The organism is Xanthomonas sp. JAI131, assembly GCF_013410075.1.
Taxonomy (GTDB): Bacteria; Pseudomonadota; Gammaproteobacteria; order Xanthomonadales; family Xanthomonadaceae; genus Xanthomonas_A; species Xanthomonas_A bonasiae.
Genome location: NZ_JACCCN010000002.1, coordinates 631,496 through 644,116 on the forward strand (window position 1 = coordinate 631,496; position 12,621 = coordinate 644,116).

General features: G+C 71.9%; 9 protein-coding genes. 7 read left to right on the forward strand and 2 right to left on the reverse strand.

The features are described 5' to 3' along the window. Positions 1-67: 67 nt before the first annotated feature. The 7 genes from HDC36_RS09455 to HDC36_RS09485 all read left to right on the forward strand — a co-directional run bounded on the left by HDC36_RS09455 (position 68) and on the right by HDC36_RS09485 (position 10,352). Positions 68-799 (forward strand): aldolase/citrate lyase family protein, encoded by a 732-nt coding sequence (locus tag HDC36_RS09455; protein WP_179566580.1) that lies wholly within the window; start codon positions 68-70, stop codon positions 797-799. A 91-nt stretch (positions 800-890) separates the two neighbouring features. Next, complete coding sequence (locus HDC36_RS09460) at positions 891-2,948, forward strand: TonB-dependent siderophore receptor (RefSeq protein ID WP_255432716.1); 2,058 nt, start codon at positions 891-893, stop codon at positions 2,946-2,948. A 251-nt stretch (positions 2,949-3,199) separates the two neighbouring features. Beyond that, entirely contained in the window at positions 3,200-4,426 is a 1,227-nt protein-coding gene (locus HDC36_RS09465) for a siderophore biosynthesis protein PvsA (protein WP_179566584.1), read from the forward strand. Then, positions 4,423-6,249: an IucA/IucC family siderophore biosynthesis protein gene (locus tag HDC36_RS09470; protein ID WP_179566586.1), complete on the forward strand. Its 1,827-nt coding sequence runs from the start codon at positions 4,423-4,425 to the stop codon at positions 6,247-6,249. Before HDC36_RS09465 ends, HDC36_RS09470 begins: the two co-directional genes overlap by 4 nt. Then, on the forward strand, positions 6,246-7,418 hold the full coding sequence (locus HDC36_RS09475) for an MFS transporter (RefSeq protein ID WP_179566588.1): 1,173 nt from the start codon (positions 6,246-6,248) through the stop codon (positions 7,416-7,418). Before HDC36_RS09470 ends, HDC36_RS09475 begins: the two co-directional genes overlap by 4 nt. Beyond that, positions 7,396-9,159 (forward strand): IucA/IucC family protein, encoded by a 1,764-nt coding sequence (locus tag HDC36_RS09480; protein WP_179566590.1) that lies wholly within the window; start codon positions 7,396-7,398, stop codon positions 9,157-9,159. The genes HDC36_RS09475 and HDC36_RS09480 overlap by 23 nt, the downstream gene beginning before the upstream one ends. Continuing rightward, positions 9,156-10,352, forward strand: coding sequence for a type III PLP-dependent enzyme (locus HDC36_RS09485; protein ID WP_179566592.1), 1,197 nt, complete (start codon positions 9,156-9,158; stop codon positions 10,350-10,352). Before HDC36_RS09480 ends, HDC36_RS09485 begins: the two co-directional genes overlap by 4 nt. On the opposite strand, the gene HDC36_RS09490 is transcribed toward HDC36_RS09485, so the two are convergent. Next, entirely contained in the window at positions 10,349-11,239 is an 891-nt protein-coding gene (locus HDC36_RS09490) for a GyrI-like domain-containing protein (protein ID WP_179566594.1), read from the reverse strand. The two genes, HDC36_RS09485 and HDC36_RS09490, sit on opposite strands and share 4 nt — an antisense overlap. A gap of 104 nt (positions 11,240-11,343) precedes the next feature. Beyond that, the gene (locus tag HDC36_RS09495; protein ID WP_179566596.1) at positions 11,344-12,573 is read right to left on the reverse strand and encodes an MFS transporter; all 1,230 of its coding nucleotides are present in this window, start codon (positions 12,571-12,573) and stop codon (positions 11,344-11,346) included. Positions 12,574-12,621 lie beyond the last annotated feature (48 nt).

The following is a 12,621-nucleotide window of genomic DNA, read 5'->3' on the forward strand; positions in this document are numbered from 1 at the left end:
TACTTGATAACCATTATCGTTTAGGCCAGGATTGCAGCCCCTTCCCCAGCCCCGCTCGCCCTCCCCCATGGCTTGCAAGATCGGGTTGCTCAATTCGGTGCCCATCCCGTTGCTGTGCGAGATGTTCGGCCACCTCGGCTACGACTTCGCGGTGCTCGACCTGGAGCACGTGCTGCGCTCGCCGGCCGAGCTGGAACACGCGATCCGCGCCTGCGAACTGGGCGGCTGCGAAGCCTGGGTGCGGGTGCCCGAGGTCGACGCCAAGCTGATCGGCCGGGTGCTCGACGCCGGCGCGCGCGGCGTGGTGCTGGCCGGGCTGGACAGCGCCGAGCAGGCCGAGCGCGCGGTCGCCGCCGCGCACTTCCCGCCGCGCGGCCGGCGCGGCATCAGCGGCGGCCGCGTCACCAGCTTCGGCAGCGTCGCGCTGGCCGACTACATCGAACGCACCCGGCACACCCTGCGCGTGGTGCCGATGATCGAAAGCGCCGCCGGCGTGCGCGCCCTGCCGCAGATCCTGCAGGTGCCGGGGGTGTCGCTGGTGATGGAAGGCGCGCTCGACCTGGCGCTGGACCTGGGCGTCGGCCCGCAGCCGACCCATCCGCAGGTGTGGGCGCAGCTGCTGGCGATCGCCGCGGCCTGCGGCGACGCCGGTATCCCGTTCTGTCCCAATCCGCGCGACGCGGCGCAACGCCGGCACTGGCTGGCGCAGGCGGACCTGCAGTGGCTGTTCGCCGGCGAAGACCGCGCGCTGCTGCAATCCGCGCTGCGCCAGCACGCCGCCGAGCTGCGCGCGCATTGATCCTTCGTTCTCCGGAGTCGTCGCCTTGATCGTTTCGCTTTCCCCCTCGTTGCTGGCCCTGGCCGTCGGCGCCGCCCTGCTCGCCCCGCCCCTGGCCAGCGCCCAGCAGGCGCAGGACCCGCAGGACGCAGCGGCACGGATCCGCCAGCTGGATACCGTGCAGGTGCAGGGCAGCCTGCTCGGCCGCTCCACCGTGCAGGACGTGCAGCATTACGCCGGCAGCCGCCAGGTGATCGACAACGCGCAGCTGCGCAACGGCGCCAATCGCTCGCTGGACGACGCGCTGCAGCGCGTGCCGGGGATCAAGGTGTTCGACGAGACCGGCACCGGCGCGCTGCCGCAGATCATGCTGCGCGGCCTGTACGAGAGCCGCAGCGGCCGCGTGCAGGTGCTCGAGGACGGCATTCCGCTGGCACTGGCGCCGTACGGGCAGACCAGCCTGTCGCTGTTCCCGGTCGGCCTCAACCAGGTCGACCGCATCGACATCGTGCGCGGCGGCGCGGCGGTGCAGTACGGCCCCAACAACGTCGGCGGCGTGATCAACCTGATCAGTCCGGACATCCCCACGACCTGGACCACCACGCTCGGGCAGAAGGTGACCGCCGGCGGCGCCGGGCACTATCTGAGCGACACCGCGATCAGCACCGGCGGCTACGCCAGCGATACGTTCGGCCTGCAGCTGGACGCGAACTGGACCAAGGGCGAGTACTGGCGCGAGCACAGCGACACCGACATCAAGAACCTGCGCCTGCGCGCCGAATGGTGGCTGGCCCCGGACAAGCTGCTCAAGGCCAGCGTGCAGCGCTACGTGGCCGACATGGACATGGCCGGCGCCTTGTCCACCGCCGACTATCTGCGCGATACGCGCCAGTCGACGCGGCCGCTGGACGCATTCACCGGCCGCACCACGCGCGCCTCGCTGGTCTACCAGCAGGACTTCGGCGACCTGGGTCCGTTCCACGACCTGCGCCTGGACTGGAGCAACTTCAGCGCGCGCAGCAGCCGCAACTTCATCGTCGGCATGCGCTCGGCGTCCAGCGAGACCTGGCGTGCGGATCTGCCGCCGCAATTGCGGCAGAGCGCGCCGCGCGATTTCAAGGTCTACGGCAGCGAGCCGCGGCTGAGCTGGAAGATAGACTCCGGTGCGGTGAGCCAGCAGTGGACCGTGGGCGCGCGCGCGATCAGCGAGGACATCGACTTCCTGGTCGGCAATACGCGGCTGAGCGACGGGCTGTACACCCTGGTGCGCGACTGGCGCTTCAAGGACCGCGGCGCCGCTGCCTACGTCAGCGATGCGATCGGGCTGGCCGACGACCGCGTCACCATCACCCCGGGGCTGCGCTACGAGCGGGTGGATTCGCGCTATTACAACCTCGCCAGCGGCGCCAGCACGCGCAACAAGACCAGCGACGTGTTGCCCGGCCTGACCCTGGGTTTCCAGGCCAGCGCGCAGTGGTACCTGTATGCCGACGGGCAGCGCTCGCTGCGCGCGCCGCAGGTCACCCAGATCATCTACGGCGACAATCTCGACGCCGAACTGGCCTGGAACTACGAGGCCGGCGCGCGTTACCAGCCCAACGACCGTACCCGCGTGCAGTTCGGCGGCTATCTGATCGATTTCGATCAGCAGATCCAGCTCGACAACACCACCCGCACCTATCGCAACCTGGGCAAGACCCGCCACCAGGGCGGCGAGGTGGAACTGCAATGGAGTCCGGCGCAGCTGCGCGCGTTGACCCTCAACGCCGGCTACGCCTACCTGGACGCGCGCCAGGAATCGGGTGCCTACGACGGCAAGCTGGTGCCCTACACCTCGCGCAACCAACTCAGCCTCGGCGCGTCCTATCAGCCCGGTCACACCACCGTCGCAGTGTCCGGCTATTACTTCAGCCGCGCCTTCAGCGATGCCGCCAACAGCGTGCAGGAAAACGCGATCGGTTCGGTCGGCGAATTGCCGGCGTACTGGGTCTGGAACGCGCAGCTGAGCCAGGTGCTCAGCGAGCGCGACAGCGGCAAGCTCAGCGCCTCGCTGGCAGTGAACAATCTGTTCGACCGCAAGTACTGGTACCGCGGCATCGACACCAGTCCGTGGGGCCGGCAACCGGCGCCGGGCCGCAGCGTCACCCTCGGCCTGGAATACCGCTTCTGATCGCCGCTGCCGTCGAACGACGACGGTAGCCTTGCAGTACCGCGCGCCACCCGGCGCGCCGCCGCTCGCGGGAGACGCGAGCCTTTACGGCGAACGCGGCCGCGTTCGCAACGCACCCAGCGCGCGCCCGATGCGTGCGCCAGGCAGTCCCCAAGCGCCGCAGCCGCGGCCTCCTGCTCCCCGTGTCCGCAGATCGCGGCCGCGCGCGATGGCGCGCGCGTCCGCCCCTGTCTTCCGAACGAGAACCGATCATGACCCCGCATGACGCTCCCCTGCTGATCCTGAGCCACGTCTGCCATCCGGCAGTGACCGATGGTTTCATTCCCGCGGCACAACGCCTGGGCGTTCCGGTGCTGCTGCTGACCGACCGCCGCCACGACCACCTGGCGCACTTCCGCCGGCATCCGCCCACGGTGCCGTTGCAGATCATGGAGTGCGACGTGTTCAATCCGCTCGGCGTCCTCGACCTGCTCAGCACTCTGCAATTGCAGCCGCGCGCGGTGTTCAGCAACAGCGATCATCTGCAGACCAGCGCCGCGCTGGTCGCCGCCGCGCTGGCACTGCCGGGCAAGGACTGGCAGATCTGCTATGCGGCCAAGAACAAAGCCGCGATGCGCCAGCGGCTGCGCGCGCGCGGCCTGCCGGTGCCGTGGTTCTGCAGCCTGGCGCCAGGCGCGCCGCTGCCGGCGCAGGCGCCATGGCCGCTGATCGCCAAGCCGCGCGAAGGCGTGGCCAGCCTGGACGTGCGCCATTGCGCCGACGCCGCCGCGCTGCAGGCCTATCTGGACGACTTCTGGCAGCGCCATCCGCAGCGCAGCGTGTTGCTGGAGAGCGTGCTGCAAGGGCCGTTGTTCACCGTGGAAACGCTCGGCGACGGACAGCGCCTGCAGGTGCTGGGCGGCTTCGAGGTGCGCCTGTCGGCACCGCCGCACTTCGTCGAATGCGAGGCCAGCTGGCGCGGCGATGCCGACACGCCGGCGCTGCGCCAGGCAGTGGCGCAGCTGCAGGCATTCGGCATCGGCTTCGGCGCCTGCCACAGCGAATTCATCCTGACCGCCGACGGGCCGGTACTGGTCGAGATCAACTACCGCAGCATCGGCGACGGCCGCGAATTCCTGCTCGACCGCATGTTCGGCGGACGCTGGTTCGACAGCGTGCTCGGCCTGCACCTGGGACAGCCGCTGCCCATCCTGCGCGCGCAGCGCGAACACGCGCTGGTGCGCTACTACGTCGCCGACGCCGAAGGCACCCTGGCCATGGCCAGCGACGACCAGGCCTGCAACGACACGCGCTGGGAAGCGCGCTACCGGCGCCTGCGGCAACCCGGCGACAGCATCCGCCTGAGCCATTCCAACAAGGACTACCTGGGCGCGCTGGACGTGCTCGCCGACGCCGCGGCCGACCTGCCGCTCGCGCTGGCCGCGGCCGAGGCGCCGCTGCAGTGGCGGATCGAGGCCGGCACGGGAGCGCAGCCATGAACCTGGACGACCGCCGCTACATCGACCTGCGCATCATCGACGCCTGCCTGCGCGAAGACCTGCGCGGCATCGTCAGCCGCGGCGCCGCCGCCACGCCATCGCCGGCCCTGCTCGCGGCCTGGCCGGCACCACTGCCGAACGCGCTGTGGTGGCGTATCGCGCACCTGCCCGACGGCGAACTGTGGCTGCCGCTGCAACGCCGCGGCTATCTGCAGGACCTCAGCGCCTGCAGCGACGGCTGGCTGCTGCGCGACGGCGACCGCGTCGCCTTCGAATCCGGCGCCGCCACCTGGCTGGCACGGATCAGCGCCGGGCTGGATGCGGACACCCGGCGCCTGCACCGCGCCTATGCCGACGAAGCGGAGTGCGCGGTACGCCAGCGTGCGCTGGCGCGGCAGGCGTACGCGCAACAGCGCCCGTCGCTGGCCGCCGCCCTGGACGCAGCCGATGCGTACGAACGCGCCTACCGCTGCGAACAGCTGGCCAGCCATCGCGACCATCCGTTCTATCCGACCGCGCGCGCCAAGGTCGGACTGGACGACGCGCAGCTGCCGCACTATGCGCCCGAGTTCGCGCCGTGCTTCGCGCTGCGCTGGCTGGCGCTGCCGGCGGCCGCGGTGGCGCAGACCACGCCGCCGCCGGCGTTCTGGCCGCGTCCGAGCACGCTCGGCCTGGCGTCGGCGCTGGACGCCAGCCACATCGCCTGGCCGCTGCACCCGCTGACCTTCGCGCGCCTGGGCGAAGCGGACTTTGCGCTGCCAGACGGCGCCATCGCCGCGCCGCAGCCATGGCTGCAGGTGCGCCCGTCGCTGTCGGTACGCACCGTCGTCCCGCTGGACCATCCGGACCACCACCTCAAGCTGCCGTTGCCGATGCGCAGCCTGGGCGCGCTCAACCTGCGCCTGATCAAGCCGTCCACGCTGCACGACGGACACTGGTTCGAACGCGTGCTGCGCGCCATCGCCGCGGACGATCCGGCCTTGGGCTCGCGCTACCTGCACGTGGACGAATCCCACGCCGGCCAGGTCGGCGAGGCGCGCCACCTGGCCTATCTGCTGCGCCGCTATCCGCCGTTGCCGGAGGCGACGCTGGTGCCGGTGGCCGGCCTGTGCGCCGCGATGGCGGACGGCCGCCCGCTGGCGCTGCACCTGGCCGAGCGCTTCCACGGCGGCGACCTGCACGCATGGTGGGACGCCTACCTCGGGTTGATGTGCCAGGTGCACCTGCGGCTGTGGCTGCGCTACGGCATCGCGCTGGAGGCCAACCAGCAGAACAGCGTGCTGATCTACGCCCCCGGCCGCGCACCGCGCCTGCTGCTGAAGGACAACGACGCGGCGCGGGTGAAACTGTCGCGGCTGTATGCGCAGCGGCCGCAACTGGCGCAGTGGGGACCGCCGCGCGACGTGCGCATCGCGGTGGAAGACGAGGCCGCGCTGGCGCGCATGTTCTGCACCATCATCCTGCAACTGGACCTGCAGGCGGTGCTGGAAGGCCTGGCCGAAGCACAGCCCGCGTTGCGCGCGCCGCTGTACGCGCAACTGCGCGCGCGCCTGCACGGCACGCTGCGGGAGCTGCATGGCGAAGGCATCGATACCGCACCGGCGCAGGCGCTGCTGGCGGCGCCGCGGCTGCCGGTGAAGTACCTGCTCAGCGCCGGCAGCCTGCTCGGCAAGCAGATCACCGGCGCTGCCGACATCAACAAGTTCTACGGCGACAGCGCGCCCAATCTGCTGCGCGAGGAGCGCGAGGAGAGCGCCGCTGCGGCAGCACCCGCTGTCGCGGTGCCGGCGCAGGCGGCATCCGCGCACGGGGTGGCGCGATGAAGCGCGTGCTCGGCCCGGTGCTGGCCGCGCACTACCTGGCCGCGTTCACTGCGCTGGGCATGCCGCTGTTCCTGCCGCAGGTACTGCAACAGCTGGCGCCGGGCGCGGCGATCGGCTGGAGCGGCGTGCTGTACGTGCTGCCGACGCTGTGCACCGCGCTCACCGCCGGCGCCTGGGGCCGGCTGGCCGACCGCTACGGACGCAAGCGCTCGCTGCTGCGCGCGCAACTGGGCCTGGCGCTGGGGTTCGCGATGGCCGGCTTCGCCCCCGACCTGGGCTGGCTGGTGGCCGGGCTGGTGGTGCAAGGCGCCTGCGGCGGTTCGCTGGCCGCGACCAATGCCTATCTGACCACGCAGGCACGGACCGGGCCGCTGGCGCGCGCGCTGGACTGGACCCAGTTCTCGGCGCGGCTGGCGATGGTCACCGCGCCGGCGCTGCTCGGCCTGGCCAGCGCGCTGGGCCCGGCGCAATCGCTGTACCGCTATCTGGCGCTGCTGCCGCTGCTCGCCTTCGCGCTGAGTTGGCGACTGCCCGCCGACCCGCCGCGGCCACGCCACGCCGCCACTGCGGCGAATGCCGACGCGCACGACGACGCCGGCCGGCGCCGGCAGCGCTGGGCACTGTGGGGCACGCAGTTCCTGTTCTGCTTCGCGATGGTGGTGACCTTCCCATACTTCCTGCCCTACGCGCAGACGCAGGGCATCGGCAACGCCGCGGCCGCGGGCCTGCTGTACAGCCTGCCGCATCTGGTCTACCTGGTGCTGCTGCCGTGCTGGCGCGGCAGCGAGCACCGCGCCTCGCCGCTGCCGGCCGGGCTGGCGCTGTTCGCGCTGGCCTGCCTGCTGCAGGCGGTGCTGCAGGCGCCAGCGTGGCTGATCGCCGCGCGCCTGCTGTTCGGCGTGGGCATGTGGATGGCGCTGCGCGGACTCAACCGCAGCCTGGCCGGCATCGCCAGCGCGCACGCCGCCGGGCAGTTGTTCGGCCGCTTCGATGCATTCGGCAAGTACGCCGGCGTGGCCGGCGGCGCGCTCGCCGGCGCCCTGGTGCAAGGCCACGGCCTGGCCGTGCCGTTCCTCGCCGCGGCCGCCGCGGCCCTGCTGGCGCTGGCGCCGGCCCTCTCGCTCACTTCCGTACGGAGAACCGCGCATGTCCCCGCTCGCGACGCATGACCCGCTGCACGACCCGTGGTACGACAGCCTGGCGCAAGCGCAGGCGATCACCTGCTGGCTCAACTGCTACCTGCGCGAAGTGGCGATCGGCCGCGGCCAGGCCGACTTCGACTACCGCGGCCTGGACCGTCCCGGCATCGCCAGCGCCGGCGAGCGCTGGCTGCGCCTGCAGCTGCCTTCCGGCGCCGCGTTGTGCCTCCGCCTGGCCCAGGCCGACACGCTCGGCCGCTGCCGTTTCGACTCGGCGCCGTACCTGAAAGCCAACGGACAGCCGTGGCATTGCCTGGACGCGACGGCGCTGGTGCGCCTGTTGCTGCAGGAACTGGCCGACGGCGAGGCGTTCAACGCCGAATTGCTCGCGCAGAGCGACAACAGCATCGCGGTGACCGCGCAGCTGCTGCGCTGCGCCGACGCCGCCGCGCCCAGCGGCGAGGCGATGATCGATGCCGAGCAATCGATGCTGTGGGGACACGCGCTGCATCCGACGCCGAAGAGCCGCGAAGGCGTGCCGCTGGCGCAGGTGCTGGCCTGCGCGCCGGAGGCGCGCAGCCGCTTCCCGCTGTTCTGGTTCCGCATCGACCCGCGCCTGTACCGCGCGCAGGGCCAGGACATGCGCGCCACGCTGGCGCAGGCCGGCGGCGCAGCGGATCTGTATCCGTGCCATCCATGGGAAGCCGAGCGCGTGCTCGCGCACCCGCTGCTGCGCCAGGCGCAGGCGCGCGGCTGGATCGAACCGCTGGGCGAACGCGGCCTCGCGCTGCGCCCGACCTCGTCGGTGCGCACGCTCTACCACGCCGACCTGGACTACTTCCTCAAGCTGTCGGTGCATGTGCGCCTGACCAACTGCGTGCGCAAGAACGCCTGGTACGAACTGGAAAGCGCGGTCGCGCTGACCCGCCTGCTGGCGCCGGCCTGGCGCGAACTGGCGCAGCGCGTGCCGGGTTTCCAGGTGCTGCTGGAACCGGCCGCCACCGACCTGGATTTCTCGGCGCTGGGCGGCGATGCGCAGGCCTGCCGCGCGCTCGGCGAAAGCTTCGGCATGCTCTACCGGCAGGCCATCCCCGCGCCGCAACGGCTGCGCTTCCAACCGCAGGTCGCCGGCGCGCTGTTCACCCGCGACGCGCGCGGCGATGCCGCCTGCGCCGCGCCGCTGCAGGCGCTGGCCCGGCGCCACGGCAGCCTGGATGCGGCCACCACGGCCTGGTTCCGGGCCTATGCGCGACTGCTGCTGGACGGGGTCTGGAGCGCCTGGTTCGACTACGGCATCGTGCTCGAGCCGCACCTGCAGAACACCGTGATCGGCTGCGCGGACGGCCTGCCGGCGCGGGTCTGGATCCGCGATCTGGAAGGCACCAAGCTGCTGCCGGCGCGCTGGCCGGCCGCGCGCCTGCACGGCATGTCCGAAACCGCGCGGCAGTCGCTGTACTACAGCGCCGAACAGGGCTGGAACCGGATCGCCTACTGCGCGCTGGTCAACAATCTGGCCGAGGCGATCTTCCATCTGGCCGACGGCCACGACCACCGCGAGCGGCGGCTATGGCGGATCGTCGGCGAGATCGCGCAAGCCTGGCAGCAGCGCCACGGCCCGCAACCGGCGCTGCAGGCCCTGCTCGACGGCGCGCCGCTGCCGGCCAAGAACAATCTGCGCCTGCGCCTGCTGCAACGCGCCGACCGCCATGCCGACTACACCCTGCTGCCCAATCCGATCGTCATGCCGGCGCAACGGCAGGCCGCGGCATGAGCCTGCGCATCGATCCGGCGCCGCTGGCGGCCGCGCTGGCGCAGTTGCGCGAGCGCGGCGACGGACCAGTGTGCGCCTACGTCTACGACCTGGCGGCGCTGCGCCACCATGCCGAAGCGATGCGCACGCAGCTACCCGCCGAGTGCGAGCTGTACTACGCGGCCAAGGCCAATGCCGAGCCGCCACTGCTGCGCACGCTGGCGCCGTGGGTGGACGGTTTCGAGGCGGCTTCCGGAGGCGAGCTGCAATGGCTGGGCGACCACCAGCCGGGGCGGCCGTTGCTGTTCGGCGGTCCCGGCAAGCTCGACGCCGAACTGCGCCTGGCCACGTCGCTCCCGCAGTGCACGCTGCACGTGGAGAGCCTGGGCGAACTGCAGCGGCTGGCGCGCATCGCCGCGCACGCCGGGCGCCGCGTGCCGCTGTTCCTGCGCATGAACATCGCCGTGCCCGGCATGCAGGACACGCGCCTGGTGATGGGCGGGCGGCCCTCGCCGTTCGGGCTGGACGCGCTCGACCTGGAGGCGGCCATGCAGCTGCTGCGCGACGCGCCGGCGCTGCAGCTGGCCGGCTTCCACTTCCACCTGATGTCGCACCAGTGCGACGCGCAGGCGCAGCTGCGCCTGGTCGCCGGCTATCTGCAGACCGTGCAGGGCTGGCGCCAGGCCTACGCGCTGGGTCCGCTGACGGTCAACGCCGGCGGCGGCTTCGGCGTGAACTACGCCGATGCGACGGCCTCGTTCGACTGGTCCGGGTTCTGCGCCGGCCTGCCGGCGCTGCTGCGCGCGCATGGCGACGGCCTGCGCCTGCGCCTGGAGCCGGGCCGCTACGTCAGCGCGAGCTGCGGCTGGTATCTGATGGAGGTGCTCGACATCAAGCGCAGCCATGGCGAGTATTTCGCCATCGGCCGCGGCGGCACCCATCACTTCCGCACCCCGGCCGCGCAGGCCCACGACCATCCGTTCCTGGTGCTGCGCGGCACGCAGCCACCGCTGCTGCGCGACAAGCGGGTGACCCTGGTCGGCCAGCTGTGCACGCCCAAGGACGTGCTGGCGCGCGCGCAACCGGTCGCGGCGCTGGCGCCGGGCGACTGCCTGGCGTTCCCGCTCGCCGGCGCCTATGCCTGGAACATCTCGCACCAGCGGTTCCTGATGCATCCGCCGCCGCAGATGCTGTTCGTGGACGAGACGGGCTAGCCGGCGTCGCGCTGCACCGGCACGCAGATGTCGGCGCGCAGTTCGGCTTCGGCCACCGTTTCCGGATCGTCCAGATACAGGTAGTGCAACGGCGCATCGCGCAGCGCATGGCCGCTGCCCGGCAGCCAGTCGGCCAACACCCGATCCAGCGCGTCCTCCAGCTGCGCGTAGCTGCCGACCTGGCGCAGCAGCGCGTAGTCGCCGCCGCCAAGCGTGCGCAGCGCGAACGGCGCCGGCGGCGACACCGCGGCATCGAAACCCATCGCGCACTCGAACACGTGCGCGCGCGCTGGCAGGTCGCGATGGTCGCTGAGCGGAATGCCGACCAGCGCCTGCAGCCGCTCGGCCACGCCGGCACGCTGCGCCCAGGCGAACAGGCGGCCGAAGCCGGCATCCAGCGCATCGAAGGCGCCACGCCGGCGCAGCACCACCACCTCGAACGGCGCCAAGGTCCGCACCGCGATCCGCAACGGTGCCGGTGCCGCATCCACGGCCTGCCGCGGCGGCTGCGCCAGCGCCTGCGTTCGTGCGGCCAGCGCCGCCGGATCGGCACGCAGCTGGCTGGGGCTGGCGTCGAGCGCATTGCGGAAACTGCGCGCCAGCGCCTGCGGCGTCTCGTAGCCCACGGCCAGCGCGATCTCGGTGATCGAGCCGGTGCCGGCAAGCAATTGCAACGCATGCAGCAGGCGCAGCCGAGTCACGGTGCGGCCGACGGTTTCGCCGGTCATGGCGCGGTAGACGCGATGGAAGTGGAACGGCGACTGGTGCGCCACCGCGGCCAGCTCGGCCAGGCCGGGCAAGGCCGCGCGCGCCTGCACGCACTGCTGCAGGTGTGCGAGCGCGCGTTCGATGCCGCGCTGCTGGGAAGACATCCGCGTCTGTCGCATGGCCGATCTCCGCAAGGTCGAGCCAGTGTGCCGCGCCGCGCGGCGCCACGCGTTCCCGATCTTGCGCCGATCGCCCAGCCCGCTCGCCGCGCCCCGGGGCTGCGCTAGTGCGCCTGCGCCGGCAGCGGACGCCGGCTCGGCAGCAGCGCCGCCACGATGCCCAGCAGCGGCAGATAGGACATCGCCTGGTACACGAACACGATGCCCTCGCGGTCGGCGAGCAGGCCGAGTACCGCCGCGCCCAACCCGCCCATGCCGAAGGCGAAGCCGAAGAACAGCCCGGAGATGGTGCCGATGCGGCCGGGCATCATTTCCTGCGCGTACACCAGGATCGCCGAGAACGCCGAGGACAGCACGAAACCGATCAGCACGGTCAGTGCGGTCGCCGCATGCAGCCCCACGTACGGCAGCGCCAGCGCGAACGGCGCCACGCCCAGGATCGACACCCAGATCACCGGCTTGCGCCCGATCCGGTCGCCGACCGGACCGCCGATCAGCGTGCCCAGCGCCGAGGCCAGCAGGAACGCGAACAGGTGCAGCTGCGCGCTCTGCACCGACACCCCGAAGCGCTGGATCAGATAGAACGTGTAGTAGCTGCTCAGCCCGGCGATGTAGAAATACTTGGAGAAGATCAGCAGCAGCAGGATCGCCACGATCCGCAGCACGGTCTTGCGCGGCAATGCCGGCGCCGTGGCGAGCGGCCGCGGCGCGGCGCGTACCGCCTGCAGGTGCAGCGCGTACCAGCGGCCGACGTAGGACAGCAGGGCGATGCCGAGCAGCGCCGCGGCGCCGAACCAGGCCACGGCGTGGCGGCCGTTGGGCACGATCACCGCCGCGGCGATCAGCGGCCCCAGCGCGGTGCCGGTGTTGCCGCCGACCTGGAACACCGACTGCGCCAGCCCATGCCGCCCGCCCGAGGCCAGCCGCGCGATGCGCGAGGATTCGGGATGGAAGATCGCCGAGCCGATTCCGACCAGCGCCGCGGCCAGCAGCACCATCGCGAAGCTCGGCGCATACGCCAGCAGCAGCAGGCCGCACAGGGTCGAGGTCATGCCCAGCGGCAGCGAGTACGGCGCCGGGCGGCGATCGGTGCGCAAGCCGATCAGCGGCTGGAACAGCGAGGCGGTCAGCTGGTAGGTCAGCGTGATCAGCCCGACCTGGGCGAAGCTGAGCTGGAACTGGCCCTTCAGCACCGGGTACAGCGCCAGGATCAGCGACTGCATCATGTCGTTGATCAAGTGCGAGGAGGTGATCGCGGCGAGGACCCCGGCCACTACCGGGCGGGGCGGGGCGGCGGCAGGAACGGTGGCGGCGGCAGGGCGCAGGCTCGACATGGCGGACCGGTCAGTGGGGGCTCGGCGCGCATGGTAGGCTGACCCGCC